The organism is Micromonospora sp. NPDC047738 (assembly GCF_040642675.1).
In the GTDB taxonomy this organism is placed as follows: Bacteria; Actinomycetota; Actinomycetes; order Mycobacteriales; family Micromonosporaceae; genus Micromonospora.
Map to the genome: position 1 here is coordinate 62,297 of NZ_JBEYSO010000002.1, position 26,028 is coordinate 88,324.

General features: G+C 72.9%; 30 protein-coding genes. 21 read left to right on the forward strand and 9 right to left on the reverse strand.

The features are described from left to right. The first annotated feature begins 60 nt into the window (after window positions 1–60). From ABZ783_RS03600 to ABZ783_RS03640, 9 genes are all read left to right on the forward strand, one after another. Window positions 61–1,041, forward strand: coding sequence for an NAD-dependent epimerase/dehydratase family protein (locus ABZ783_RS03600; protein WP_357434355.1), 981 nt, complete (start codon window positions 61–63; stop codon window positions 1,039–1,041). A gap of 74 nt (window positions 1,042–1,115) precedes the next feature. Beyond that, the gene (locus ABZ783_RS03605; RefSeq protein ID WP_357434356.1) at window positions 1,116–2,351 is read left to right on the forward strand and encodes an LCP family protein; all 1,236 of its coding nucleotides are present in this window, start codon (window positions 1,116–1,118) and stop codon (window positions 2,349–2,351) included. 201 nt (window positions 2,352–2,552) lie between these two features. Further along, the gene (locus tag ABZ783_RS03610) at window positions 2,553–3,743 is read left to right on the forward strand and encodes an LCP family protein (protein WP_357434357.1); all 1,191 of its coding nucleotides are present in this window, start codon (window positions 2,553–2,555) and stop codon (window positions 3,741–3,743) included. A gap of 187 nt (window positions 3,744–3,930) precedes the next feature. Further along, window positions 3,931–4,869 (forward strand): LCP family protein, encoded by a 939-nt coding sequence (locus tag ABZ783_RS03615; RefSeq protein WP_357434358.1) that lies wholly within the window; start codon window positions 3,931–3,933, stop codon window positions 4,867–4,869. 28 nt (window positions 4,870–4,897) lie between these two features. Then, the gene (locus ABZ783_RS03620) at window positions 4,898–5,233 is read left to right on the forward strand and encodes a rhodanese-like domain-containing protein (protein WP_357434359.1); all 336 of its coding nucleotides are present in this window, start codon (window positions 4,898–4,900) and stop codon (window positions 5,231–5,233) included. 13 nt (window positions 5,234–5,246) lie between these two features. Beyond that, window positions 5,247–6,038, forward strand: a complete 792-nt coding sequence (locus tag ABZ783_RS03625) for a glycerophosphodiester phosphodiesterase family protein (RefSeq protein ID WP_357434360.1) — start codon at window positions 5,247–5,249, stop codon at window positions 6,036–6,038. Between the two features lie 83 nt (window positions 6,039–6,121). Continuing rightward, window positions 6,122–7,576: an ATP-binding protein gene (locus tag ABZ783_RS03630; protein WP_357434361.1), complete on the forward strand. Its 1,455-nt coding sequence runs from the start codon at window positions 6,122–6,124 to the stop codon at window positions 7,574–7,576. 64 nt (window positions 7,577–7,640) lie between these two features. Then, a complete protein-coding gene (locus ABZ783_RS03635) occupies window positions 7,641–8,057 on the forward strand; it encodes an ATP-binding protein (RefSeq protein ID WP_357434759.1) in 417 nt (138 codons plus the stop codon). Between the two features lie 146 nt (window positions 8,058–8,203). Beyond that, entirely contained in the window at window positions 8,204–9,088 is an 885-nt protein-coding gene (locus ABZ783_RS03640; RefSeq protein WP_357434362.1) for a DUF5926 family protein, read from the forward strand. A gap of 49 nt (window positions 9,089–9,137) precedes the next feature. Here ABZ783_RS03640 and ABZ783_RS03645 read toward each other — a convergent pair whose 3' ends face one another. Continuing rightward, the gene (locus ABZ783_RS03645) at window positions 9,138–10,349 is read right to left on the reverse strand and encodes an arginine deiminase (RefSeq protein ID WP_357434363.1); all 1,212 of its coding nucleotides are present in this window, start codon (window positions 10,347–10,349) and stop codon (window positions 9,138–9,140) included. A gap of 163 nt (window positions 10,350–10,512) precedes the next feature. Between ABZ783_RS03645 and ABZ783_RS03650 the strand changes: the two genes are divergently transcribed. From ABZ783_RS03650 to pheA, 5 genes are all read left to right on the forward strand, one after another. Further along, window positions 10,513–11,250, forward strand: coding sequence for a hypothetical protein (locus ABZ783_RS03650; protein ID WP_357434364.1), 738 nt, complete (start codon window positions 10,513–10,515; stop codon window positions 11,248–11,250). 220 nt (window positions 11,251–11,470) lie between these two features. Further along, window positions 11,471–11,926, forward strand: a complete 456-nt coding sequence (locus tag ABZ783_RS03655; protein ID WP_073837027.1) for a hypothetical protein — start codon at window positions 11,471–11,473, stop codon at window positions 11,924–11,926. A 73-nt stretch (window positions 11,927–11,999) separates the two neighbouring features. Further along, window positions 12,000–12,389 (forward strand): ACT domain-containing protein, encoded by a 390-nt coding sequence (locus ABZ783_RS03660; protein ID WP_357434365.1) that lies wholly within the window; start codon window positions 12,000–12,002, stop codon window positions 12,387–12,389. 147 nt (window positions 12,390–12,536) lie between these two features. Continuing rightward, window positions 12,537–13,022 (forward strand): hypothetical protein, encoded by a 486-nt coding sequence (locus ABZ783_RS03665; protein ID WP_357434760.1) that lies wholly within the window; start codon window positions 12,537–12,539, stop codon window positions 13,020–13,022. A gap of 10 nt (window positions 13,023–13,032) precedes the next feature. Beyond that, window positions 13,033–13,989, forward strand: coding sequence for a prephenate dehydratase (pheA, locus tag ABZ783_RS03670; RefSeq protein ID WP_357434366.1), 957 nt, complete (start codon window positions 13,033–13,035; stop codon window positions 13,987–13,989). Between the two features lie 43 nt (window positions 13,990–14,032). On the opposite strand, the gene ABZ783_RS03675 is transcribed toward pheA, so the two are convergent. From ABZ783_RS03675 to ABZ783_RS03685, 3 genes are all read right to left on the reverse strand, one after another. Beyond that, window positions 14,033–14,752 carry an AIM24 family protein gene (locus ABZ783_RS03675; RefSeq protein ID WP_357434367.1) on the reverse strand — a complete coding sequence of 240 codons (720 nt, stop codon included), beginning with the start codon at window positions 14,750–14,752 and terminating at the stop codon, window positions 14,033–14,035. 93 nt (window positions 14,753–14,845) lie between these two features. After that, a complete protein-coding gene (locus tag ABZ783_RS03680; protein ID WP_198940440.1) occupies window positions 14,846–15,190 on the reverse strand; it encodes a metallopeptidase family protein in 345 nt (114 codons plus the stop codon). A gap of 91 nt (window positions 15,191–15,281) precedes the next feature. Then, window positions 15,282–15,713 carry an OsmC family protein gene (locus ABZ783_RS03685; protein WP_350932250.1) on the reverse strand — a complete coding sequence of 144 codons (432 nt, stop codon included), beginning with the start codon at window positions 15,711–15,713 and terminating at the stop codon, window positions 15,282–15,284. Between the two features lie 133 nt (window positions 15,714–15,846). On the opposite strand from ABZ783_RS03685, the gene ABZ783_RS03690 reads away from it, so the two are divergent. The 3 genes from ABZ783_RS03690 to ABZ783_RS03700 all read left to right on the forward strand — a co-directional run bounded on the left by ABZ783_RS03690 (window position 15,847) and on the right by ABZ783_RS03700 (window position 18,439). Continuing rightward, window positions 15,847–16,572, forward strand: coding sequence for a hypothetical protein (locus ABZ783_RS03690; RefSeq protein ID WP_357434368.1), 726 nt, complete (start codon window positions 15,847–15,849; stop codon window positions 16,570–16,572). 233 nt (window positions 16,573–16,805) lie between these two features. After that, entirely contained in the window at window positions 16,806–17,627 is an 822-nt protein-coding gene (locus ABZ783_RS03695) for an HAD family hydrolase (protein ID WP_357434369.1), read from the forward strand. Then, window positions 17,627–18,439, forward strand: a complete 813-nt coding sequence (locus tag ABZ783_RS03700; protein WP_357434370.1) for an HAD family hydrolase — start codon at window positions 17,627–17,629, stop codon at window positions 18,437–18,439. Before ABZ783_RS03695 ends, ABZ783_RS03700 begins: the two co-directional genes overlap by 1 nt. Window positions 18,440–18,470: 31 nt before the next feature. Here the strand turns inward: ABZ783_RS03700 and ABZ783_RS03705 are convergent, their stop codons facing one another. Further along, the gene (locus tag ABZ783_RS03705) at window positions 18,471–19,061 is read right to left on the reverse strand and encodes a bacterial proteasome activator family protein (RefSeq protein ID WP_357434371.1); all 591 of its coding nucleotides are present in this window, start codon (window positions 19,059–19,061) and stop codon (window positions 18,471–18,473) included. An 85-nt stretch (window positions 19,062–19,146) separates the two neighbouring features. Between ABZ783_RS03705 and ABZ783_RS03710 the strand changes: the two genes are divergently transcribed. Beyond that, window positions 19,147–19,974 (forward strand): alpha/beta hydrolase, encoded by an 828-nt coding sequence (locus ABZ783_RS03710; protein WP_357434372.1) that lies wholly within the window; start codon window positions 19,147–19,149, stop codon window positions 19,972–19,974. Window positions 19,975–20,031: 57 nt separating this feature from the next. After that, window positions 20,032–21,246 carry an ABC transporter substrate-binding protein gene (locus ABZ783_RS03715; protein ID WP_357434373.1) on the forward strand — a complete coding sequence of 405 codons (1,215 nt, stop codon included), beginning with the start codon at window positions 20,032–20,034 and terminating at the stop codon, window positions 21,244–21,246. A gap of 72 nt (window positions 21,247–21,318) precedes the next feature. Here the strand turns inward: ABZ783_RS03715 and ddaH are convergent, their stop codons facing one another. Then, on the reverse strand, window positions 21,319–22,152 hold the full coding sequence (gene ddaH / locus ABZ783_RS03720) for a dimethylargininase (protein WP_357434374.1): 834 nt from the start codon (window positions 22,150–22,152) through the stop codon (window positions 21,319–21,321). Window positions 22,153–22,211: 59 nt separating this feature from the next. Between ddaH and ABZ783_RS03725 the strand changes: the two genes are divergently transcribed. After that, window positions 22,212–22,670 carry an Lrp/AsnC family transcriptional regulator gene (locus ABZ783_RS03725; RefSeq protein ID WP_148797972.1) on the forward strand — a complete coding sequence of 153 codons (459 nt, stop codon included), beginning with the start codon at window positions 22,212–22,214 and terminating at the stop codon, window positions 22,668–22,670. A 234-nt stretch (window positions 22,671–22,904) separates the two neighbouring features. Next, entirely contained in the window at window positions 22,905–23,858 is a 954-nt protein-coding gene (locus tag ABZ783_RS03730; RefSeq protein WP_357434375.1) for a zinc-binding dehydrogenase, read from the forward strand. Between the two features lie 32 nt (window positions 23,859–23,890). Here ABZ783_RS03730 and ABZ783_RS03735 read toward each other — a convergent pair whose 3' ends face one another. The 3 genes from ABZ783_RS03735 to ABZ783_RS03745 all read right to left on the reverse strand — a co-directional run bounded on the left by ABZ783_RS03735 (window position 23,891) and on the right by ABZ783_RS03745 (window position 25,992). After that, on the reverse strand, window positions 23,891–24,994 hold the full coding sequence (locus ABZ783_RS03735; RefSeq protein ID WP_357434376.1) for a hypothetical protein: 1,104 nt from the start codon (window positions 24,992–24,994) through the stop codon (window positions 23,891–23,893). A gap of 144 nt (window positions 24,995–25,138) precedes the next feature. After that, window positions 25,139–25,396, reverse strand: coding sequence for a DUF6457 domain-containing protein (locus ABZ783_RS03740; protein ID WP_357434377.1), 258 nt, complete (start codon window positions 25,394–25,396; stop codon window positions 25,139–25,141). Then, window positions 25,393–25,992 carry an NTP transferase domain-containing protein gene (locus ABZ783_RS03745; protein ID WP_357434378.1) on the reverse strand — a complete coding sequence of 200 codons (600 nt, stop codon included), beginning with the start codon at window positions 25,990–25,992 and terminating at the stop codon, window positions 25,393–25,395. Before ABZ783_RS03745 ends, ABZ783_RS03740 begins: the two co-directional genes overlap by 4 nt. Window positions 25,993–26,028 lie beyond the last annotated feature (36 nt).

Below are 26,028 nucleotides of genomic sequence, written 5' to 3' on the forward strand. Positions count from 1 at the left end.
CCGCGGGTGGGCCGGAGCCGCCGTCGGCTCCGGCCCATTCGCTTGAGTAGGCTGGCCGGCATGAAGGTTGCTCCCCGTTTCGGCCCCGGACACCGCATCCTCGTCACCGGCGGCGCCGGCTTCGTGCCGTCGCACCTGGTCGATCGGCTCATCGAGCGCGGCTGCACGGTCGTGGTGCTGGACAACTTCGTCACCGGGTCCAAGGACAACATCTCCCACCTGCTGGAGAAGCCGACCTTCACACTGATCGAGGCGGACGTCTCCGAGGGGCTGCCGACCCACCACCCGGCCATGGCCGAGCGGTTCGACGCGATCCTGCACATGGCCTCCCCGGCCAGCCCCACCGACTTCGAGAAGCTGCCGGTGGAGATCCTGCGGGTCGGCTCGGTCGCCACCCTGGCGCTGCTGGAGCGGGCCACCGCCGACGGCGCCCGGTTCCTGATGGCCTCCACGTCCGAGGCGTACGGGGACCCGAAGGAGCACCCGCAGCGCGAGACCTACTGGGGCAACGTCAACCCGGTCGGCATCCGGAGCGTCTACGACGAGGCGAAGCGCTTCTCGGAGGCGGCCACCATGGCGTACCACCGCAGCCGGGGCACCGACACCGCGATCGTCCGGATCTTCAACACGTACGGCCCGCGGATGCGGCCGGACGACGGCCGGGCCATCCCGACCTTCATCTCCCAGGCGCTGCGCGGCGAGCCGATCACCGTGCACGGCACCGGCAACCAGACCCGGTCGATCTGCTACGTCGACGATCTGGTGCGGGGCATCCTGCTGCTGCTCGACTCGACCGAGACCGGACCGATCAACTGCGGCACCGAACACGAGATGTCGATGCGGCAGCTGGCGGAGACGATCGTGTCGCTGATCGGAAGCAGGTCCGAAGTGAGCTACATCACTCGCGCCGCCGACGACCCGGAGATGCGCCGCCCGGATCTCACCCTCGCCCGTGAGCTGTTGGGGTACGAACCGACCGTGGCGCCCGAAGACGGCCTCCGGCGCACCATCGACTACTTTCGCGGTCGGCTAGGGTACTGACCCCGGCTGGGAGGAGGCTGACACCCCGGTCGCCCTTGACGGCGGCACTGGCGCCACCGACCTACCCTCGGTACATGTCAGCGACCACGTCTGCCGACGATCCCTTCCCGTACGTCAGTCGGAGCGCGGGGCGCGCCCAGGTGCCCGGCCCCGGTCGGAGCACCACCGGGCGCGCCCGCCCGACCGACGCCAGCCGGCACCCGTCGTACGACGAGGAGCAGCCTCGCTCCGGCGGACCCGGCAGCCCCGGTGGACCCGCCGGGCCGGGCGGCCCGGGCGGTCCCGGCGCTCCGCGCCGGCCCGGCCCGCGCCCGCGCTGGGGGCGCATCGGCCTGGTGGCGGGCGTCGCGGTGCTGGTGCTGGCGCTGCTCGGCGGCGCGGGTGCCTGGCTCTACGCGCGCAACCTCGACAACGATCTGGCCCGCACCGACCCCTTCTCGGCGATCACCGGCGGACGACCCGCCAAGAAGGTCGACGGGGCCCTCAACATCCTGATGGCCGGCACCGACTCCCGGGATCCGGACGCGCCGATGGACAAGGCCGGCGAGTGGCGCGCGGACACCATGATCCTCATGCACATCCCGGCCGACCACAAGACGGCCTACCTGGTCTCCATCCCCCGCGACCTGTACGTGCCGATCCCACAGAACGCGGGCGCGTCCTGCGACTCCGGCCAGCGCAACAAGGTGAACGCCGCGTTCGCGTTCGGCGGCCTGCCGCTCGCGGTGAAGACCGTGGAGTGCTTCACCGACGTGCGGATCGACCACGTCATGGCGATCGACTTCGCCGGGTTCAAGGAGGTCACCGACGCCCTCGGCGGGGTCGACCTGAAGGTGGAGCGGACGATCACCTCGATCCACAAGCCGTACCGGAAGTTCACCAAGGGCATGAACCACATGAACGGCGCCGAGGCCCTCGACTGGGTGCGGCAGCGCAAGCAGTTCCCCGAGGGTGACTTCGCCCGGATGCGCCACCAGCAGGAGTTCCTCAAGGCGCTGATGGACAAGGCGGCCAGCACCGGCACCCTGACCAACCCGAAGAAGCTGAACGACTTCCTCAAGGCGGTGACTGCTGCAGTCACCGTCGACCAGGGTTTCTCGTTGACCGACATGGCGTTGGAGTTCCGGAACCTGCGAGGCGAGAACCTGACCTTCATCACCAGCCCGAACCTCGGCGGCCAGACCATCGACGGCCAGTCGGTGGTGGTCTCCGACCGGGAGAAGGCGCTGGCCATGTACCAGGCCATCGCGTCGGACACGATGACGGAGTGGGTGAAGGCCAACCAGCCGGGCGACACCACCGGCAACTGATCCCGCTCGGGCGCACCGCGCCGATCGGCGGCCGAGCTCACCACCGTGAGCCAACCGCCGATCGGCTGATCTCAATTGGCCGTTCGGGCAATCTGCCTGGTCGAGTGCCGGGATGTGTGGAGATAGCCCGGACACGAGGTCGCGGGAACGGGTACTGATACGTACAGTGGTCCCGCCCCCGATCATCGAGCTGGAGCACGCATGCCGGTTCAGACCAGCCGTCGCCCTCCGTCACTGGATCCCGGCGCACCCGGGCGGATGCCGCCAAATATCCCCACCCAGCCCGGTCCGAGCGGTCGGGGTCCCGGCAACCGGAAGAAGCGGACCAAGCGCAAGGACCCGCTCTGGGCCCGACTCACGCTGATCTTCGGCGCGGTGCTGATGATGACCAGCGGCGTCGCGATCGTCGGCAGCAAGGCGGTGATCGGTCAGGCCACCAGCAGCATCCAGCAGGGCAGCCTGCTCGGCGATGCGGGCAAGAGCGAGGCCGAGGGCGGCAAGAACCTGGACGGGCCGATCGACATGCTGCTGCTCGGCGTCGACGCCCGAGCGAGTTGGGCCGCCGACGACGTGCGGTCGGACAGCATCATCATCCTGCACATCCCGGCCAGCCACGACCAGGCGTACCTGATCTCCATCCCCCGGGACACCGAGGCGGAAATCCCGGGGCACGGCACCGAGAAGATCAACGCAGCCTTCCAATTCGGCGCGCAGAACGGTGGCGGCTGGGAGGGCGGCGCGCAGATGATGGCCAAGACCATCAAGCAGATGACCGGAATCAGCTTCGACGGCGCGGCGATCATCAACTTCGGCGGCTTCAAGAAGGTCATCGACTCTCTCGGCACCGTCCGGATCTGCGTCAGCCAGGAGGTCAAGTCGAAGCACATGTCGTACGTCGACGGCAAGCCGAGGTGGAACTCGGACGCCGAGAAGCTGGGCAAGCCGATGACGCCGGTGGTGCACAAGAAGGGCTGCAAGGAGATGGAGGGCTGGGAGGCCCTCGACTTCGCCCGCCAGCGCTACGGCGTGGAGGGCGGCGACTACGGCCGCCAGCAGAACCAGCAGCAACTGATCAAGGCGATGGCGAAAAAGGCCAGCGACAGCGGCATGCTGACCAACCCGATCAAGCTGAACCAGATCATCAAGGCGGCCGGCGAGTCGCTCATGCTGGACACCGGCGGCGTGAAGGTCGAAGACTTCGTCTTCACCCTCAAGGGCCTCAGCGGCAACGACCTGGTCACCCTGCGTACCAATGGCGGCACGTACGCCACCAACAGCAGCGGCCGGGAATCCCTCAACGACCTGAGCAGGCAGATGTTCAAGGCGGTCAAGGAGGACAAGCTCGCCGACTTCGTCGCCGCGAACCCGGAGGTCCTCTCCACCCGGAAGTGAGCCTGACCCGCGGTGGCTGCGGCGAAAGCGGCCACCGCCGGGGCTCCGGCCCCGTAGCCTGAGGTGAGCGGGTCTCACGTCAGGGCTGCGGGGGAGGGCTGTCACGTTCAGGCCGGGACGGACCAGGCGCGGGCGGGGTCGACCCGTCCGCTGGCCCCGGTTCCTCCTCGGCGCCGGCCTCGCCCTGGTGCTGCTCGCCACGCTCGGCGTGGCGGGGCTGCACTGGCTCACCAACCGGTACGACCACACGGTGGAAAAGCAGCAACTGCTCGCCCCGGCCGTCCGGCAGCCGCGTACCGACCTGTCCCGCGGGCTCAACTACCTGCTGATCGGCTCCGACCACCGGCCCGGTGCCAATCCCGAGGACCAGCGCTCGGACAGCATCCTGATCGTGCACGTCCCGGCCGGGATGCGGCAGGCGTACCTGATCTCCATCCCGCGCGACCTGCTGGTCGCCATCCCGGCGGCGCCCGGCTACGGCGGCGGCCAGGACAAGGTCAACGCGGCGTACGAGCACGGCGGCGGCGGTGAGGCCGGCGCCCGACTGCTCTCCGCCACCCTGGGCCAGCTCACCGGCCTGCGCTTCGACGGCGCCGCGCTGGTCGACTTCTCCGGTTTCAAGCAGGTCATCGACCTGCTCGGCGGGATCCGGATGTGCGTCGACACCGAGGTCCGCTCGATCCACACCAAGACCCTGTTCACCCCCGGCTGCCAGCAGATGGACGGCGCCCGGACCCTGGACTACGTCCGCCAGCGCTACGACCTGCCCGACGGCGACTACGACCGGCAGCGCCACCAGCAGCAGATGCTCCGCGCGGTGCTCGACAAGGCCGGCGAGACGCACCTGCGCAACGACCCGGTGCAGCTGGATCGGGTGATCCGGGCGGTCGGCGGCGCGCTGACCGTGGACACGAACGGCGTACCGCTGGAGGACCTGCTCTTCGCGCTCCGGTCGCTGCCCCCGGACGCGCTGCACGGCGTGCAGGTGCCCTCGTATCCGCAGACCATCGGCGAGGTCTCCTACGTGGTGCTGGACAACGGCGGCAACGGCCTCTTCGACGCGGTGCGGGACACCCGGATGCCGGAATGGGCCGGGGCGAATCCTCGTTGGGTCAACCGGCTCTGAGCGGAATCGCCGTCTAGGCTAGGTAGCCGTGTTCGGACCCCAGGTTCCCAGCGTGCCCGCGTCGGCCGTGCCCGACGACACCTACCTGCTCGACGTCCGGGAGGACGACGAGTGGGCCGCCGGCCACGCGCCCGCCGCCCACCACCTGCCGATGACCGAGCTGCCCGGCCGGCTGACCGAAGTGCCGGACGACCGCGAGGTGGCGGTGATCTGCCGCTCCGGCGGGAGGTCCGCGCAGGTCGTCGCGTACCTCCTGCGCAACGGTTGGGACCAGGTGCGCAACGTCGAGGGCGGGATGGGCGACTGGGCCGCCGCTGGCCGCCCGGTGGTCACCGACGACGGGCAGCCGGGCCGGGTCGCCTGAGGAGTCGGGAGGCATGACCACGCCCCTGGTGTTCGCGCACCGCGGGTCCTCGTACGACCTGCCCGAGCACACCCTCGCCGCGTACCTGCGCGCGCTCGACGAGGGCGCCGACGGGCTGGAGTGCGACGTCCGGCTGACCCGGGACGGCCATCTGGTCTGCGTGCACGATCGCCGGCTGGACCGGACCAGCAACGGTCACGGGCTGGTCAGCGCGCGTACGCTCGCCGAGCTGGAGCTGCTGGACTTCGGTTCCTGGCATCCCGGTGGGATGGCGGTCGAAGGGGACGAACCGCTCGACGAGTCGCACACCCGGCTGCTCACCCTGGAACGGCTGCTCGACGCCGTGCTGGCCGCCGGCCGGCCGGTCCGGCTGCTGATCGAGACCAAGCACCCCTCCCGGTACGGCGGGGACGTGGAACGCCGGCTGGTCGGCCTGCTGCGCCGGTACGGCCTGGCCGACCCGGGGCCGGACGATCGGGTCCGGGTCACCGTGATGTCCTTCTCGGCGCTCGCCGTACGCCGGATCCGCGACCTCGCGCCCGGCCTGCCCACCGTGCTGCTGCTGGAGGTGCTCCCGCGCTGGCTGCGGCTGGGTCGGCTGCCGTTCGGCACCCGGATCGCCGGCCCGGGGATCGGCCTGGTCCGAGCCCGGCCACAGCTCGTCCCCGCGCTGCGGGCCGCCGGCAACCAGGTCTACGTCTGGACGGTGAACGAGCCTGCGGACCTGGAACTCGTGCTGTCCGCCGGGGTGGACGGCGTGATCACCGACCGGCCCGCCCGGGCGCTGGCCCGGCTGGGCCGTTGAGCCGGGTCGCGCCGCCCCACCGCCGATCCCGCCCGCCCGGGCGAGGGGTGTTCCCGGACCGGTCGGCGCGGCACACTCGGGACATGCCGGAGCGAACCGACTACGCCGCCCTCATCGCCGGCCACGACAGCGTGCTCAAGATGATCAACTCGGGTCAGTCCGGCCTGCCGGTGCTCACCCGGCTGCTCGGGGTGGTCCAGCCCGCCGTCGGCGCGGCCAGCCTGGCCTTCGTGGAGTTCGCCCCCGCCGGCGGCCGGGTGATCGCGGCGACCGGCACCGCAGAGTCGCTCATCGGCCGCCCGCTGCCGGCCACCGACCCGGCCACCGTCTGCCTCCTCACCGGCCCCCCGGTACGCGAGGTCCGCGTCGACCGGATCCCGAGCGCGCTCGCCGACGAGGTGGCCGGGCGGGGCCTGCGCCGGATGATCGCGGCGCGGGCCGAGGTCGGCGGCCACACCGTGGGCAGCCTGCACGCCCTCTACCCGGCCGACGCCGCGCTCGACGACTCCCACCACGCCGTCCTCGGCTACATCGCCTCCTGCATCGCCCACATGTACGGAGACCAGACCGGCCTGCCGGTGCACGGCGACGGCCCGGTGGTGGCGGCGCTCGCCGACGGCCTGGCCGTGGTGGACCGGGAACACCACGTACGGCTCTGGAACCCGGCGGCCGCCCAGGTGACGGGCCACCCGCCCGCCGACGCGCTGAACCGTCCGCTCCCGTTCCCGCTCCCCCCGCCCGGGCAGGTGCTCGACCACCGGATGCCGGACGGCCGCTGGCTGCGGATCACCTCCGGGGAGCTGCCCGGCCCCGGCACGCTGCGGGTGGTCACCTTCCGCGACATCACCGACCAGCAACGCCGCGACCACGACCGGGACCTCTTCGTCGCGGTGACCAGCCACGAGCTGCGTACCCCGGTCACCGTGATCAAGGGGTACGCGGACACCCTCACCGACCACTGGGAGTCGCTCAGCGACGACGACCGGCGGCACGCCGCCCGGATCATCGGGCAGCGGGCCAACGAGCTGGCCCGGCTGGTCGACCGGTTGCTCACCGCCGCCACCGAGAGCCGGCCCGGCGGGGAGCCGGCCGCGCCGTTCGACCTCGCCGACGCGCTGCGGGCCGCGGTGTCGGACCTGCCGGCGGACGTCCGGCACCGGATCGTCCTCGCCCTGCCGGTCGACCTGCCCAAGGCGCTCGGTGACCGGCACAGCCTGGCCACCGTGCTCACCGAGCTGAGCACCAACGCCGGGAAGTACTCGCTGCCGGACACCCCGATCGAGGTGTCCGCCGAGGCGAGCGGCCGGATGGTCGCCTTCCGGGTCGCCGACCGGGGCATCGGCATCCGGCCGGAACACGTGGAACGGGCGTTCGACCGGTTCTGGCAGGGGGAGTCCGGTGACCGCCGGCGCTACCCGGGGGCCGGACTGGGGCTGTATCTCGTCCGCCAGATCGTTGAACAACAGAATGGATGGGTATCCCTCCGACCGAGGGCCGGTGGGGGTACGGTCGCAGAGGTGCGGCTGCCCCGGGGGTGACCCGGGCGCAGTGGGGGGTGGAAGGAACACGGTGTCGACGGGTTCGGCCGAACGGTCGTGGTGCGTGGTGGTGCCCCATCACGCCACCGGTGCACGCCTGGCCCGGCATCGGCTCGCCAGCGAGTTGGCCGACGTCGTCCCCCCGGTCCTGCTGGCCGACCTGGTCGCGGTCCTCGCCGAGCTGGTGGGCAACGCCGTCCGGCACGCCGACCCGCTGCCCGGCGGCGTGGTCCGGGTGGCCTGGCGGCTGCGGCCGACGGCCAACGGCCGTTGCGTGCAGCTTCGGGTCACCGACGGCGGCTCCGCCTCGGGCCCGCTGCTCCGGGCGGCCACCCCGGACGCGATCGACGGGCGCGGCCTGCACATCGTCGCCGGCCTGTCCAGTCGCTGGGGCGTCGAGCGGGACGGCCTCGGGCAGAGTGTCTGGGCCGAGTTCGACCCGGCCGTCGCTGCCCAGCCGGGCCTGGCCATCGCCGGCTGAGCGGGGCCCCCGGGAGGGGTGGGTCCTGCGCCCACCGGTCTTCTCCGGCATCTAGGCTGTGTCGCCATGAGCGAGCGCAGCGAGCGAATCATCAGGCGCAGTGCCGTCGAGGCTCATGCGGCCGCGGAGCGAAGCGAGGCGGGCGCGTGAGCAAGCGTCGAAAGAGCCAGCGGGCCGCCGAAGTCACCCCGAAGCGGGAGAAGGTGCGCGACGTCTTCGTGCCCCGACCGTTCGAGGGGCTGGCCGACGAGCCGGAGTGGATCGCCCTGCGTGAGCTGGTCCCGGCCGCCTCCGCGCCGCTGCGGCTGACCCCCGAGCTGGTCGAGGAGTACGGCGACCGACCGGTCACCCTGGCCACCGTGCTGCCGATGGCCGCCCCGGCGATGACCAAGCCGGACGGGCGGGTCTTCATCGGGCTCCAGCGGCACCAGCAGTCCGGCGACGTCTCCCGGGACCTGGCCGACGCGCTGCTCTGCGCGCTGCGTACCGAACCGGGCGGCCAGGTGGCGGTGCCGCCGCTGCCCGGTCCGGGCCCCCGCCTCCAGGACATCCTGGTCGACGGCCCGCTGGAGATCACCATGCACGACGGGTTCGAGTTCTGGCTCGACCCGGGGGCGGCCGACGACCCGACCGTGCAGGCGTCCCTGGAGCGGGCCAACGCGGCGGTCTACCCGACGGTGAAGCTGGCGGCGGCGCGGGCCGCGTACTGGTGCCAGGTGCCGGAGAAGGCGCACGTGCGCTGGGTCCTGCCGGACGACGAGGACACGGCGCTGGACGCGCTGTCCCGGCTGAGCGTTGCCGGCACGCTGGCCCTCGGCGAACGCACCCGGTTCGCCGGCATGTTCCGGGCGCACGGCCGCCTGGTGCCGGTCTGGGACCTGCCCGAGGAGGTCCCGGCCGCCGAGTGGGAGGAGCCGGTGACCGAGTTCGCCAAGCGGTACGCCGAGGCGCTGGAGGAGCAGGCGCCGCTGGACGCCGCCGGGCGCCGGGCCCGCCAGGGCCTCCTCGGCCGCCAGCTCACCCTGCGCTGACCCGATCCTTCGCTCGACGGGCCCCGGTGTCGACCGGGGCCCGTCGTCGTCAGCGGCGCAGCGGCTCGCGGACCAGCGGGCAGGACATGCAGCGCGGCCCACCCCGGCCGGAACCCAGCTCGGAGCCGGCGATGGCGATCACCTCGATGCCGGCCCGTTCCAGTTGGGCGTTGGTCTCCACGTTCCGCTCGTAGCCCACGCAGAGCCGGGGCGCGAGGGCGAGGGTGTTGTTGCCGTCGTCCCACTGTTCCCGCTCGGCGGTGACCGGGTCGAGGCCGGTGTCAATCACCCGGAGCTGGTCGAGGTCCATCGCGTCGGCGGCGGCGCGCAGGAACGGCGCCGGGCCGTCGACCCGCGGCTCGTCGCCGTCCACCCCGGCGATGACCGTGTACGCCGACAGCGAGCTGGCGATGTTCGGGTACATCAGCACGGCGTCCACGTCGACCATCGTGCAGACGGTGTCCAGGTGCATGGTCGCCCGCTCCTGGGCGATCGGGACGACCAGGATGGTGTGGGCCAGGCCGGCGGCGAAGACCTGCCGGGCCAGGCGTTCGGCCCCGGCCGGGGTGGTCCGCTCGCCCACTCCCACGGCGAGCACGCCGGGCGCGAGCAGCAGCACGTCGCCACCCTCCAGGTGCTCCAGCTCGGCGTGGTAGACGAACTGCGTACCGGCGAAGCGCGGATGGTGCCGGTAGATGGCGTCGGTCAGCCCGCTCTCCCGCCGGCGCGCGGGCATGGCCAGACTGGTCACCCCGACCCGGTCCCCGATCCAGACCGAGGAGTCCCGGGTGAAGAGCAGGTTGGGCAACGGGTCGATGACGAAGTCGTGCCGGTCCATCAGTGTCCAGACCAGACCGCCCGGCCGGTCCCGGCCGATCCGCAGCTCCTCGTGGGCGAGCCCGGCGATGAGCACGTCGGCCAGGGCGGCCGGGTCGAGGTATCCGAGGTGGTCGGCGACTCGCCGGCGCAGCGTGTCGCCCAGCCGGGGCGAGCGCAGCACCAGTTCGGTGAGTTCCGCCCGGGCGTCCGGCAGGGCGAGTGTCTCGGCCAGCAGCGTCGACAGGTAGAGCACCTCCACGCCCCGGGCGCGCAGCGCGGCCGCGAACGCGTCATGCTCCTCCTGCGCCCGGCCCACCCATGGGATAGCGTCGAAGAGCAACGAGTCGTTGTTGCGCGGCGTGAGCCGGGCGAGTTCCGGCCCGGGGCGGTGCAGCAGCACGGTGCCGAGCCGGGCGACCTCGCTGTCCACGTAGTGGGTCACCTTCGCAGCGTAGGGCAGGGCTTCCGCACCATCCGGAAAAGAAGTGTGAATGAATATGGCATTCATCCGCACTCATTCCGGTGCTCCAACTTGCCGACCACCGGGGTCCGCAACGTAGGGTAGTGAAGACGTAACTTCGAGGGACCTTTTGCCGGAGGTCGCGATGACTGTCTTTCCCGCTCGTCAAGCCGTACCCGCCCGGGCCCTGCCACCCGTGGCGGTGCCACCGCCCCGGGTCGAGGCCACCCCGGTGCTCGAGCCGGCCCGACCGACACCACTCGAGTGGGCCCGTCGCCGCCGGGCCGAGCGGGGCGCCCGCCGGCTGGAGGCGGCCGGGGCCCGTGCGCTCGGCCAGCTCAACCACCTCGGTCCGGCCTGGCACGTCATCGAGTGGCCCCGGACGGACGTCGCGGACGTGCTCCTCGATCGCGGTCAGGACGAGCGGGCCGGGTTCCTCGCCATCGGGCCGAGCGGTCTCTTCGCGGTCACCATCGCCGACCACGGCCGGGCCCGCGTGCTCGTCGCCGGCGACGTGGTGCAGATCAACGGCAAGCGTCCGCCCTATGTGGCCGAGGCCCGGCGGGACGCCAAGCGGGCCAGCAAGGCGCTCTCCGAGGCGGTCGGCCTGCCCATCCCGGTCACCCCGGTGCTGACCTTCGTCGGCTCCGGGGTGATCAGCGTCTACGGCCTGCCGAAGGACTGCCTCATGGCCACCCACCGGGAGCTGGACCGGCTGCTCGTGGCGGCCGGCAACCGGATCAGCCCGGCCACCGCCGAGAAGCTCTCCCGGGTCGCCCAGCACCCGTCGACGTGGCTCAACGGCACGTACCGTCCAGCAGCCGACTACCGGTGGTACGACGAGGGCCGAACGGCCGCTGACAAGCGGGCCGCCCGCCGGTAACGTCTCCGGCGACGCCACGCGGCCCACGGACCCGCCCCGGTGGTTCCGTCGGCCCGCGCCGTCGCCGGCCGCCCGACATTGGGCACTCTTCGCACCGACACCTGTCCCACGGCTCCGCCGCAGCCGAGCGGCACCGGCGGCCGGAGGATCCAGCGCGGTCGGGCGGTCGTCGTGACGACCGGCTAGCGTGGACAGACCGTCGGTGTACATAGGAGGCGCGGTGGCCCACGTCGAACTCTCGCTCTCGGAAGTGCTCGTGCCCGCGGCGGGGACACCGACCGAGCAGGAGTTCGACAACTTCGGCCAGTGGTCCGGCACGGTCTCCCGGGCCGCCGAGCCGTGCCTGTTGATCGACGCCGACACCACCGTGGTGGCGATCTCCTTGGCGGGCTGCGACCTGCTCTGTCTCGGTGCGCCGGAGGACGTGATCGGACGGCCGCTGCTGGAGGGCGGGCTGCGCCTGGTCGACTTCAGCGCCCAGCCGAGCGAGCTGACCGAGCAGGAGACCGACAAGATCCCGCCACTGCTCGCCCTGCACTCCGGCCGGCTGGCCCGGGGCCTGCTCCGGGTCCAGGGCCCCGGAGCCGACGCCGGCACCACGGTGGACGCCATCTCCACGCCGGTGCTCGCCGAGGGCGAGGTGGCCGGCTCGTTGACCTTCTTCTCGGCGGTCTGACCTGCGGCGATGTGGCCTTCGCCGCACCGGCCGACGCTGGGGCCGGCCCCCACCGAGGCCGTAAGGTGCCATCATGCTCGATGTCGCTCTGTTGCCCGGCGAGTACGCCGTGTGCCGCCTGCCGGCCGGCACCACGCTGCCGCCACAGGTCTGGAGCGACCTGGGTGCCGCCGACGTGGTGACGGTGAGCTGGACGGCCGACGGGATCTCGCTGATCTGCCCGACCGGCCGGGTGCCCGATCACGCGGACGTCGAGACCGACTGGCGCTGCCTGCGCCTGGTCGGCCCGCAGGACGCGCCGGTCACCGGCACCCTCGCCGCGCTGGTCGACCCGCTCGCGCGGGCCCGGGTCAACGTGGTGGCCTTCTCCACGTACGACACCGACCACGTGCTGGTGCCCACGGTGCGGCTGGCCGAGGCCACGAGCGCGCTGGAGCGGGCCGGGCACCGGTTCCACGCGTGACCTTCACCCGGTCGGAAGATCCTCCTACGATGGGCTCGGCCAGCCGGCCGCAATGACGTCCGTCGTGCCGAGGATCGGACCGTGCCCCCCACCGCACCCAGCACCTCCACCCGCCGCCCACTGACCGCCCCGGCGGCGCGGCTCACCCTGCCGACGATCCCGGCCGTCCTGGTCGCGCTGTTGCTCGGCGCCTGCGGCGCCCCGCCGGAGCTGCGGCAGTCGACCACCCCCACCGCCCCCGTCCCGACCGCCACCGGCGTACCCACCCCGACCTCGCCGACCGGGACGCCGAGCGCTCCGGCCACCCTCGCCCCCACCCCCACCGGCCAGGCCGCCACACCCTGCCGCTCCGGCCCCTCCGGCGACCGGGTGGTGTCGCTGCTGCGCGGGCCGGCCCGGGTGCTGTCCCGCGACGTCCGGGTCACGGTCCGGACCGGGCCGCTCTGCGCCGAGGAATGGCAGTACACGGTGCTGCAGGTGACCGGGCACGAGGAACTCCAGGTGGTGACCCGGGGCAAACCCACCGACCTGGAGCTGGTGACCGCCGGGACGGACGTCTGCGGCGTCGAGGTGCGCACGATCGCCCCATCCGGTATCCGCACCCTGGCCTGCGACGGCACGCCTGGTGCGTAGGCTGGTCGCCATGCCGGGAACACCGCCGACCCGCTTCGTCTACCTGGGTCCCGAGGGCACCTTCGCCGAGCAGGCGCTGCGTACTGTGCCCGCCGCCGAGCGCGGCAGCCGTACGCCGGCCCGCAGCGTCGGCGAGGCGCTGGACGCCGTACGGGCCGGGGAGGCGGACGCGGCACTGGTGCCGCTGGAGAACTCGATCGGCGGCGCGGTCGGGGTGACCCTTGACGAGCTGGCCGAGGGCGAGCCGCTGGTGATCACCCGCGAGGTGATCCTGCCGGTGGAGTTCGTGCTCGCGGCCCGGCCCGGGGCCTCGCTGGCCGAGGTGCGCAGCGTGGCGGCACACCCGCAGGCGTCCACCCAGTGCCGGGGCTGGCTGCGCGACCACCTGCCCGACGCGACCGTGATCGACGTGCTCTCCAACGGTGCCGCCGCGGCGGGCGCGGCCGCCGGCGAGTACGACGCGGCCATCAGTGCCCCGATCGGCGCGACCCGGCACCGGCTGGCCGTGCTCGCCGACAAGATCGCCGACCACCCGGACGCGGTGACCCGATTCGCGCTGGTGTCCCGCCCGGGCCCACCCCCGCCGCCCACCGGCGACGACGTCACGTCGCTGGCGGTCTACATCGCCCATGACCGGGTCGGCGCGCTGCTCTCGGTGCTCATGGAGCTGGCCGTACGCGGGGTGAACATGACCCGGATCGAGTCGCGCCCGACCGGCGAGGCGCTCGGCCGGTACGTCTTCTTCCTCGACTGCACCGGGCATGTCGCCGACGTGCGCCTCGGCGAGGCGTTGCAGGGGCTGCACCGCGTCTGTGCCGGCGTGCGCTTTCTCGGGTCGTACCCCCGGCACCGCTGGACCGCGGCGGTGAGCGACCGCCCGGTCCCCGCCCCGGCCGGCCTCTCCGACGCCGACTACGCCGACGCGGCGGCCTGGCTGTCCCGCCTGCGCGCGGGGGAGCTGAGCTGACGGTGCGCGGGACACCCGGACCGGCGTCCCGCGCACCCGACGGTCACTGCAGCAGCCCGCCGAGCAGACCGCCCTGCTCCTGCTGGGCACCGCTGCCCGGCACCGGCCGCTCCTCCGACGGCTGAACCACGACGAAGCCCTGACCGGCGAAGCTCATCGTGAACGCCTCACCGGTGCGGCGGCCGATCAGCGTGCCGAGGCCGAGCTGCTCAGCCCGGTGGTAGCCGGTCTGCAGGTTGGCCGACCAGCAGACCGCGGCCTGCGGGTCGACGTAGGTCGGGGCGTCCACGTTGAGCACCACCGGGGTGCCCTCGGTGGTGACGGCGATCCGGCCGTGGCCGGTGAAGACGCAGTTGAACAGGCCGGAGGCGGCGAAGCCCATGCCGCTGACCATCTTGATGTCGTAGCTCAGCGTGGAGTCGAAGGCGAGCACGCTGGAGCCGTTGATCGACAGGGCGTCGCCGGGCTCCAGGTCGATGATGTGTACGTCCTTGGCGAGGTCGGCGAGGAAGACGTCGCCCCGGCCGGTGAGCTTCATCAGCGGGACGCCCTCACCGGTGAGTCGCTGCTTGATGAACTTGCCGATGCCGCCGGAGCCGAGCGCCTGGAACTGCACCTGCCCCTGGTAGGCGACCATGGACCCGACCCGGGCCATCGCCTCGCCGTTCAGCTCGATCTTCAGCATCTTGGAGTTCTGCAGCCGCATGCCCGGCTGCTGCGACTCCTTCTCAAGGTTCTCCGCGGAGAACAGCGCGCTGCGCATGGGTTTCCTCCTGCATCGGGATGTGCCTGCCCGCAGATTAGGGGAACCGCGCAACACCGGGGATCGGCCGAGCGGAGCGGGCGGCGCGTCCGGTCAGGCCCAGCCGAGGGCGTGCAGCCGCTCGTCGTCGATGCCGAAGTGGTGGGCGATCTCGTGGACCACGGTCACGGCGACTTCGTCCACCACGTCCTCCTCGGTGTCACAGATGCCCAGGATCGGGTTCCGGTAGATGAGGATGCGGTCCGGCAGGACGCCGGAGTAGTCCCAGCCCCGTTCGGTCAGCGCGTGCCCCTCGTAGAGACCGAGCAGGTCCTCGCCGGGTGGTGGGTTGTCCTCGACCAGGATGACCACGTTGCTCATCAGCCCGAGCAACTCCTCGGGCACCTCGTCGAGGGCTTCACCGACCAGCTCCTCGAACCGCTCACGGCTCATCTCCACGGCCACCCGCCCATTCTCCCCCACCGCGCCGCCCGGACCCACGCCCCAAGATCCGCGGTCTCCGCCCGGCTCCGGGCGGCGCGACGGTGGGTCAGGATGCCAGGCGGGCGTTGAGGGTGATCTGCGCGCCCGGGGAGAGCAGCCGGGAGATCGGGCAGTTCTCCTTGGCCGCCTCGGCCAGCTTGCCGAACTGGGCCTCGTCCATGCCCGGGACCTGGCCGACGGTCTCCAGGTCGATCCGGGTGACGGTCATCCCCGCGTCGGTCTTGTCGAAGTGCACCTTGGCGGTGGTCTCCACCGAGGTGTCGGTCGCGCCCGCGTCGGCGAGCTGCTTGGAGAGGGCCATCGAGAAGCAGCCGGCGTGCGCTGCGCCGATCAGCTCCTCGGGGTTGGTCCCCTCGCCCTCCTCGAAACGCGACTTGAAGGAGTAGTTGCCGGTCAGGCCACCCTTGCCGGTGCGGACCGTGCCGGCCCCTTCGGTGAGGTTGCCCTGCCAGCGTGCGGAAGCGGTACGGATAGGCATGCCACCGACGCTAACCGAAACCGGACGGCGCCGCACCGGCCAGTGACGAGCCGGACGCCGACTCGCGGTCCCCGTCGCCGCGCGTCGGCTGTGTCATGATTCGACGCAGGCCCGCGCACGCGGAAGGGTGCCCATGTCCCAGGATCTCCCCATCCCCAGGCAGGACCACCGGTCCGACGGCACGACCATCGTGGAGTGGGGTGCCGACGAGAGTGTGCCGCCCGCCGGCCGGCTCGGCTGGTCCCTGGCCGGACTGGCTCGCGACCACCGCCTGCCGCCGGTGCTCGCCGGGCTCGGCGCGGTGGCCGCCGTCGCCTCGCTGATCGGTGAGTGGTTGGTGATGACCATCCCGAACGGTGGCCCGGAGGGGAACACCATGATCCGGGTGCCGGGCGGGGTGGGGGACGTGGGCGGCTTCGGGGTGGGCTACCTGGTGGGGCTGCTCGGTCTGGCCGGCGCGGCGGCGCTCGCGCTGCGCGGCACCGGTGCGGCGCGGCAGAACGCCCGGGTGGCCGGCCTCGGCCTCGCGGCGGCCGTGTTCGCCCTGTTGACCGCCGCCGCCGTCACCCTGAACGACTCGGGTCAGCGCACCCTCTTCTACTCGCCCGAGGACGGCTTCCGGGTCGACTACGGGCGCGGCCTGGTCACCGCCTTCGTGGCCACCGTGCTGTTCGCCGCCGCGCTGCACCTGTCCGGCCGGGCCGTGGCCGCGACGCCGGAGCGGGAGGACCTGCCCGGTGCCGGGTCACCGCCGGCAGATCGCGGCCGGCGCCGGTCGGCCGACGATGAACTGCCCGCGCCGGCCGACCTGACGGTCCAGCCCACCACCCCGTTCGCCCGCCCCGAACTGCCGCACTGAACCGTCCGGAACCGGTGCGGTCGTCCCGAACCGCCGGTCCGGGTCGCCGGGATCGGCACGCCGGGCGTGCCCGGAGGTCGGACACCTGACGTCCGTCGTGGGTTGGTGCCCGATTCGCCGAAAAGCCATGGTTGGGCCCCGTTCCGCGAGATACGGTTGCTGCCCGCCGTCCAGCGGCCGCGGCATCGAGGACCAGGACGGCCGGCGTGACGGCGGCGGGCGAAGGAGGAACGATGACCCGCCCGGGACTGCCCAAGCTGATCGCCACCGACCTCGACGGCACGCTCGTCCGGAGCGACGACACCGTCTCGGCGTACACCCACGGGGTGCTCGACCGGGTGCGGGCCGCGGGGATCCCGGTGGTCGGCGCGACCGGCCGCGGACCGCGGCTGACCGAGCTGACCCGCAACGACATCCGCGCCGCCGACTTCCTGGTGATGGCCGGCGGCGGCCGCGTGGTCGACCAGAGCGACCCGGCGGGCCCGCTGGTGCTGCGGGACGAGCGGCTCTCCGGTGCCGTGCTCGCCCGGATCGTCGCCGACCTGGAGGCCGCGGTCGGGCCGCTGACCGTCATGGTGGAGGCCTCCGACGAGCACGATGCGCCGCTCTGGGGCGACTACCACGCAAGCTGGCCGTACCAGGACCGGTTCGAGGCGCGCAGCCGTGCGGAGTGCCTCTCCTGCGACGTGATCAAGGCGTTCGCCCGGACCGCCGACCACCACGTGGACGAGTTGCTGGCGATGGCCCGCCGGATCGTCCCGCCGGAGCTGGCCACGCTCACCCAGGCCGGCCTCGGCTTCATCGAGATCTGCCCGCCCGGCGTGGACAAGTCGACCGGGCTGAGCGTGATCGCCGAGCGGCTCGGCGTCGACCCGGCCGAGGTGCTGGTCTTCGGGGACCAGCCGAACGACCTGCCGATGTTCGCGTGGGCCGGCTGGGGGCGGGTGGCGGTCGCCAACGCCCACCCGGAGGTCCGCGCGGCGGCCGACGAGATCACCCTGCGCAACGACGACGACGGCGTCGCGGTCTACCTGGACCGGCTACTCTCCCGGTGATGGGAGAGGTACCTCGGCTGATCGCCACCGACATCGACGGCACGCTGCTGCGCGACGACCGGACGCTCAGCCCACGCACCGCCGACGTGCTGGCCCGGATCGCCGCGGCGGGCACGCCGGTCGTACTGGTCACCGGCCGCCCGATCCGCTGGCTCCAACTCGTGTACGACCAGCTCGCCGAGCCACTGCCGGCAATCTGCGCGAACGGCGCGGTGGTCTACGACCCGGCCACCGACGAGGTGCTCCGGGCCGACCCGCTCGCGCCCGAGTTGCTCGCCGAGGTGGCCCGCCGGCTGCGCGCCGCGGTACCCGAGGTGAGCCTCGCGGTGGAGATCGTGAACAGCCGGCAGATGCGGCACGAGATGCACTATCCGCTGCGCTGGGACGCCGACGTCGAGGCGATCCGGGCGGTGGAGTCGCCGGAGGAACTGCTGGCGGCTCCCGCGGTGAAGCTGCTCGCCCGGGCCGGCGAGCAGGACCCGGACGTCTTCGTACGGGTGGTGGCCGCCGCCCTGGAAGGGCTGGCCGAGGCGACCCACTCCTCGTACAGCGGCTTGGTGGAGATCTCCGCCGCCGGGGTGACCAAGGCGGCCGGCCTGGCCTGGTACGCCGCCCGGCTCGGCGTCGACGAGCGGGACGTGCTCGCCTTCGGGGACATGCCGAACGACGTACCGATGCTGACCTGGGCCGGCCGGGCGGTGGCGGTCGCCAACGCGCACCCCGCCGTGCTGGAGATCGCCGACGAGGTGACCGGCCCGAACTCGGCCGACGGGGTGGCTGCGTACCTGGAGCAGGTCTTCGGGGTGGGCTGAGCGGGCCGGGGCGCGGACGCGCCCCGGCCGGTCAGAGGTACTGGCCGGGGGCATGCCCCTCGTTGGTCGGCGGCATGCCCGGCATCCCCGGGGCCACCCCGCCGGGGCCGCTGGGCAGCGCGGCCCGCCCGGAGCGCATCTGCTCCAGCTGCACCCGGGCGGCCATCTGCTGGGCGACCAGGGCGGCCTGGATGCCGTGGAACAGCCCCTCCAGCCAGCCGACCAGCTGGGCGTGGGCGATTCGCAGCTCACTCTCGCTGGGTGCCTTGTCCTCGGTGAAGGGCAGCGAGATCCGCTCGAGTTCCTCGCGCAGCTCGGGGGCGAGGCCCTCCTTCAGCTCGACGATCGACCGCTCGTGGATCTCGCGCATCCGGTGCCGGCTGGCGTCGTCGAGGGGGGCCGCCTTGACCTCCTCCAGCAGCTGCTTGATCATGCTGCCGATCCGCATCACCTTGGCCGGTTGCTCGACCAGGCGGGTCGGGTCCTCGCCCTGCCCCTCGTCGGTCTGCACCGTGCCGACCGGTCGGCCGTCCGGCCCGACCACCACCACGGTGCCGGGGATGCCGTCGTTGTCCTGTTCGTCGTTCTGTCCGGCGGAACGCGCTTCGGTCATGGGACCCATCTTTACCCAGCCGCGGTCGTCGGCGCGCGCCGGGATCGGCTACCGGACCGGAGCCACCCGACCGGGGCGCGCTACCGTCGCCGTCATGCCCGCAGACCCGCGCGCCGTGCTGACCCGGCCGGCTCCGCCGCCGGACGTCACGGTCGCCTACGGCGACCACCCGGACCAGCTCGCCGACCTGCGCCGACCGGCCGGCGACGGCCCGGCCCGGCGGCTGGTCGTGGTGGTGCACGGCGGCTTCTGGCGGGCCGAGTACGACCGCACCCACACCGGCCCGATGGCCGCCGCGCTGGCGGCGCTGGGCCACCCGGTCGCCCAGCTCGAGTACCGGCGCACCGGTCAGCCGGACGGAGGCTGGCCGCACACCCTCACCGATGTGCTGTCCGGGGTGGCCGCGCTGCCCGGGCTGGCCGCCGCGGCGCTGCCCGGCCTGGTGGCGCCCGTCCCACCGATCCTGGTCGGCCACTCGGCAGGCGGCCACCTGGCGCTGTACGTGGCCGCGCACGCCCCGGGCACGGTCGGCGGCGTGCTCGCGCTGGCCCCGGTGGCCGACCTCGCCGAGGCGTACCGGCTGGACCTGGACGGTGGTGCGGTGGCCGCGCTGCTCGGCGGCGGCCCGGCCGACGTGCCCGACCGGTACGCGGCAGCGGATCCATCGACATTGGTACCGATCCGAGCACGGACCGTAGTGATGCACGGCACACTGGACCGCCAGGTCCCGGTCGGGATCAGCCGCTCCTGGGTTGCTGCGGCCCGCGCCGCCAACACCCCCGCCACCCTGGTTGAGCTGGCAGAATGCGAACACTTCGGGCTCATCGACCCGGAGTCGACGGCATGGCCGCAGGTAATCGACAGGTTGCGGTCGTTACACGATGATCTTCCTGCCATTGACGCAGCGTCGCCGAGCAGGTAGAACGCCCGAGGGGGCGTGCGTCCTGGCAGCCCTTTCGGGAAGGAATCGGTGTCGTAGATGAACCGCAGGCGGGCCCTTCAACTGCTGGCCGCGCTGGGTACCACCGGGCTGGCGGCGGCCTGCGGCTCCGACACCGAAGGTACGAGCACTCCGGGCAGCCCGATCAAGATCGGGCTCATCGTGCCGGGAAGCGGCCCGAACAAGGCCATCGGTGACGAGATCGTCAACGGTTTCCAGCTCTTCCTGAGCCTCAACGACCAGGAGCTCGGCGGGCACCCGGTCACGGTGGTGCAGGCCGAGGAGGGTGAGAACGCCAAGAGTGGCCAGGCCGCCGTCGACCGGCTGCTGAAGGAGGGGGTGATCGCGCTCACCGGCGTGGTCAGCTCCGCCGTCATGTCCGGCATCCGGGACACCGTCGAGCAGGCCCGGGTCCCGCTGGTCGGCTCCAACGCGTCCCCGGCCAGCCTGCAGAGCGTCGTCTACATCTGGCGTACGTCGTACGTGCTCGACGAGCCGGGCGAGGCGCTCGGCCGGTACCTGCGGGAGTCGCTGGACAAGTCCAGCCGGATCGCGGTCTTCGCCCCGTCGAACTCGAGCAGCAAGGACGTCATCGACGGCTTCCGGCGCGGCTACTACGAAGAGGGCCGCCGGCCGATCGACGGCGAAATTCTCACCCCGGACAAGGCCGAGCTGGGCAAGACGGTCTTCTCCGGTGCGATCCACAAGGCGCTGAAGAACAACAAGTGGCCCGACGCGATCCTCTGCCACTACGCGGGTACGCAGGCGGTGCAGTTCATCAAGCAGCTCTACGCCGAGGGCTACCGGGGCCCGATCTACGCCCCCGGCTTCCTCACCGAGGGCGCCGTGCTCAGCCAGTTGGACGACGGGGAACTCGGCGCGCAGCGGGCGCTGATCGTGAAGCACGGCATCGAGACCGTGCTCAACTACTCGGCCGATCTGAACAACACCGCCAACCGGGTGTTCTCCTCGGCCTACCGGAAGGCGCACAACACCTCGCCGACCACCTACGCGATGGCCTCGTACGACGCCGCGCAGGTGCTGGACAAGGCGATCCGGCTGGCCGGCGGGGACCCGACTCCGCAGCAGGTCAACCTGGCGCTCGGCAAGATCGGCCAGATCGACAGCCCGCGCGGGCCCTGGCAGTTCAACCAGCCGCGTACCCCGCAGCAGAAGTGGTACCTGCGGAAGGTGCAGCTCGACGGCCGGATGCTGTCGAACGTCGTGATCACCGAGCTGGCCACACTCGGCTGACCCCTTGTACGCCGAACGGGCGGCCTCCCCGCGGGGAGGCCGCCCGTTTCCGTGCTCGGTGTCCGGTGCGCGTCAGTGGCGCAGCTCGGCGATGCAGCACTTCACGCTGCCGCCGCCCTTCTTCAGCTCGGCCAGCTCGACCGGCACCGGGTGGTAGCCGGCCGCCTTGAGCTTGCCGGCCAGCCGGGTCGCCTCGCTGTTCAGCACGACGTTCAGCCCGTCGCTGACCAGGTTGAGGCCGAAGGCCAGGGCATCGGAGTCGTCAGCGAGCACCGCGTCCGGGAAGAGCTGGGCGAGCACCTTCTGGCTGGCCGCGGAGAAGGCGCCCGGGTAGTAGACGATGTTCTCGTCGTCGATCGAAGCGAGCGCCACGTCCAGGTGGTAGAAGCGCGGGTCGACCAGGCGCAGCGAGACCACCGGCCGGTCGAGTGCCTCCTGCGCCTCGGCGTGCGCCGCCAGCTCGGTGCGGAAGCCGTGGCCGGCGAGGATCAGCCCGCCGTGCGCGTCCGGCAGGTACGCGAAGTCGCCCTCGCCCTCGTTGGTCTCACTAGGCGCGATGAACCGCCAGCCGTTCGCCTCGTAGAACGCCCGGTGCGCGGCGGCCTCGGCGGCCCGCTGCTCGTGCTTGAACTGGGCGCCGTAGACGGTCCCGTCCACCACGAAGGCACCATTGGCCGCGAAGACCATGTCCGGCAGCCCGCGCTCGGGGCTGAGCTGGTGCACCTCGTGGCCGAGGCCGACGAGCGTCTCCCGCAGGCGGTCCCACTGCTTGACCGCCAGCTCCGCGTCGACGGGCGCGGTCACGTCCATCCACGGGTTGATCGCGTACTCGACCGCGAAGTGCTCGGGCGAGCACATGAGGTATGTCCGCTTTCGCGGGACTCGCTGCTGGTTCACGGTCACCAAGAGTAGGTACGGTACAACTTTGGTAACAGCCACAACCATTGCTTCCCAGAGGCGGAACGTTGCAGATAGACGCGGTTGACCAGCGAATCATTGCGTTGCTCGTGGCGGATGCTCGCGCCTCGTACGCGGACATCGGCACGCGGGTGTCACTCTCCGCCCCCGCGGTCAAGCGTCGGGTTGACCGGCTCCGATCCGCGGGCGTCATCCGCGGCTTCACGGCCGTCGTCGACCCCGCCGCCGTCGGCTGGACCACCGAGGCGTTCGTGGAACTCTTCTGCGCCGGCCGGACCACCCCGGCGCAGATCGGTGCCGCAGCACGGCGGCACCCGGAGGTGGTCGGGGCCTACACCGTCTCGGGGGAGGCGGACGCCCTGGTGCACCTGCGGGCCGCCGACATCGCCCACCTCGAGGAGGCGCTGGAACGGCTGCGGGCCGAGTCCTTCGTCACCTCGTCGCGCAGCACCATCGTGCTCTCCCGGCTGGTCGAGTCCCCCGGGGTCGGCCCGTCCGCGGGCTGACGCCGGCCGTCACCGCCTCCCGCAGCGCGGCCTCGCCCACCTCGGGAACCCGTGGCGGCGTGCCGTCGTCCAACCGGCGCTCGACCTTCCTCCTCCCTCCCCCGGCGGGTGGGTCCGGATACCGTCGGTCCGGCCCCACCCGCCGCCCTTGACCTCATCCCCGGTTGAGGTTGTCCACTGGACGCCGGTGGAACGAACGCCGGGGGCACCCGTCCCCGGCCGGGAGGAGGCGGCGTGCGGGCGGTGTGGCTACGGGAGTTCGGCGGCCCGGAGGCGCTGGTGCCGGGGCCGGCACCGGACCCGGCACCCGGACCGGATCAGGTGCTGATCGAGGTCGCCCACGCCAACCTCACCTTCGTGGAGACCATGTTCCGATCGACCGGGTTCGGACCGTTCACCGGGTCGCTGCCGCTGATCCCCGGCAACGGGGTGGGCGGAGTGATCATTCAGGTGGGCCCCGGCGTGGACCCGGCGCTGGTGGGGCGGCGGGTGGTGAGCAGCACCGGCGGCTCCGGCGGGTACGCCGAGCGCGTGGTGGTCGACCGGGACGCGCCGTTCGCGGTGCCAGACGGGCTGCCGCTGGACCAGGCGGTGGCGCTGCTCGCCGACGGTCGTACGGCCGCCATGCTGGTGCACGCGGCCGGGCTGCGCGGCGGCGAGCGGGTGCTGGTCGAGGCGGCGGCGGGCGGGGTGGGCAACCTGCTGACGCAGCTCGCCACGGCCGCCGGAGCCCGGGTCGTGGCCGCCGCCGGGGGTGCCCGGAAGGTGGCCCTGCTCCGTGAACGCGGCCTCGACGCGGTGGTGGACTACCGGCAGCCGGACTGGACCGCCCGGGTACGCGCCGCCACCGGCGGGATCGACGTGGTCTTCGACGGGGTGGGCGGCCGGCTCGCCCGCGAGGCGTTCGACCTGCTCGGCCCGGGCGGGCGGATGCTCAGCTTCGGGCTGGCCAGCGGCGCCTGGGCGGACCTGCCCGCCGACCTCGCGGCCGCCCGCGGGGTGAACCTGCTCCGGCCGTCCGCCGCGCCGGCCGAGCTGCGTGCGTTCACCGAGCAGGTGCTCGCCGAGGCGGCGGCCGGGCGGCTGCGCCCGCTGATCGGGCAGCGCTTCCCGCTGGACCGGGCCGCCGACGCGCACGCCGCCATCGAGTCCCGCGCCACCGTCGGCAAAACCCTCCTCGACCTCTGACGGCTTCTGCTCTCCGCGCGGGCGCCCGAATGTCAGAGGTACATGCCGGTGCGGTGTTCGGGCTGGGCGCGGGAGGGCTTGTCGGCCTCGCCGAAGAAGCGCCGGCCGCCGAACTCGCCGTGCAGCCGGTCGTCCAGCTCGTCGGCCAGGCCGGTCATCACCTGGACGGCGAGCATCAGGTGGGTGGGCTGGAAGTTGCGGCCGAAGACCGGGATCGAGGCCCACACCGTGTCGTCGGCGCAGTAGAGGCGGCCGATCGGCATCCGGTTGGTCAGCTCGGAGAGCTTCACATAGAGGCGCTCGGTCGGCTCGACCTCGGTGAGCACCGGGGAGAAGACGTCGACCAGGGGCGGGTTGTCGCGTACCCGGACGAAGACCATGGCCGAGCCGGCCCGGATGTTGATGTCGCCGTCCGAGTCGATCTGCAACTGGTCGGCATTCGACTTGAGCATCGTGGAGACGACCGTACGGACCCGCTCCTCCAGCGCGAGCACGTCGTTCCCGCCGGCCTGCGCGGTCGCCGCCGCGGCCAGCGCCTCGTCGAGGTCCGCCTCCACGTCCCGGGCCGGGCCGAACTCGCTCCGCGCGGTGCCCAGCGGCTCCACCGGCAGCGGCTCGCCCTCGGCGTCATGCATCAGATAGACCAGGAAGGCGGGGTGCGGCGCCCCGTAGACGTCGCGGAGGGTGCGGGACAGCACGGCCGCCAGCCGGGCGGCCTCGTCGACCGCGCAGTCCAGCCCGAACTGCTCGCCGGAGCCCTCCACCACCCCGGGCGGGGACCAGCCGAGCGCGATCATGTCGGCCACGGCGGCCCGGTCCAGGCGGTATCCCTGCGGCAGGGTGGCGTTGCCCACGGCCCGCGCCGACAGCCGGCCCTCCTCGCCGACGTCCACGCTGATCGAGTAGACGGCGTCCCCGGTCCCGGAGGCGGTGGGGTCGAGGGTCAGCTCCAGGTGCGTACCGGCCGGCAGGTCGCGTAGCCGGTCGGCCAGCGCGCGGGCGAACTCCCGCCAGGCCTCGGTCACCTTGGCCCGGAGGTCCGCCGTGGTCGGCTCGTCCAGCAGGATCGACTCGTACTGCTCCGGCACACCGCCGGCGGGCTCACCGGTCGGCACCGAGGGGTGGTCAGCCGTCATGATCGCCTCCGTCCGTCACGGCCACCCTACCCACGGGCGGTGGGGGTCGAATCACGGCGGACCAGGATCGGACAGCCACCCCAAAACGCCCCGCCGCGGGCCCGTCTCTCCCGGGACCCGGGCGTGGGTCGGCACGGCCGGGGACTACTCGGCCGGCGTGGTGCCGTCCAGGTCGAGCGGCCAGGAGTTGGCCAGCTCACCGAGCCGCGCAGCCGTCGCGGCCAGGTCGCCGCCGCGCCCCACGGCCACCCCCAGCAGGTACGCGGTGACCGGCGCGCCCGGGCGCAGCACCTGGTGGGCCACGTCCTTGGCCAGGTCCAGCACGACCGGCACCGACACGTCGCCCGGGTCGAGCCCCAACTCGGCGCAGGCTGCCGTGACCCAGTCGTCCATCACCGTCATCTCGTCCACTCCTCGGCCCGGCGTACGTCCTCGTCAGTGTCGCAGTCGAACCAGGGCGGCGGCCCGGAGCCGGACCAGGCCACCTCCCGGACCGTCGTGCCGGCCAGCAGCCCGCGTACCGGAGCCCCGTCGACCGTGCCGCCCCGCCCGGCGGCGAGCCGGTCCAGCGCCGCCCGCAGCGCGGCGACCCGCCACACCCCGCAGAGCTGCTGCCGGCGGCCGTCGCCGTCCACGTAGCAGGCCCCGTCGGCGGTCGACCCGTCGAGCGCGCGCCGCAGATCCGCCACGGCCTCGGGGGTGAGCAGGGGAAGGTCGGCGGCGAGCAGGGCGACCGTGGCCGTACCGGGGGCGAGCAGGGCCAGCCCGGCAGCCGTGGCGGCCACCGGGCCACCGCCGGGCGGCCGCTCGCGGGTCAGCCGTACGTCGTCGGGGAGCGGGCCGGCCGGACCGACCACGATCCGCGGCGCGGCGTCGGCGACCGCGGCCAGCACCCGGTGCAGCATGGGCCGGCCGCCGACCGGCCGCGCCGGCTTGTCCACCCCGCCCATCCGGCGGGCCGCGCCGCCCGACAGCACCACCGCCGCGTACGCCGTCACCCGCCCACGGTAAACCGCAGGGAGCTCCGTCCGCCC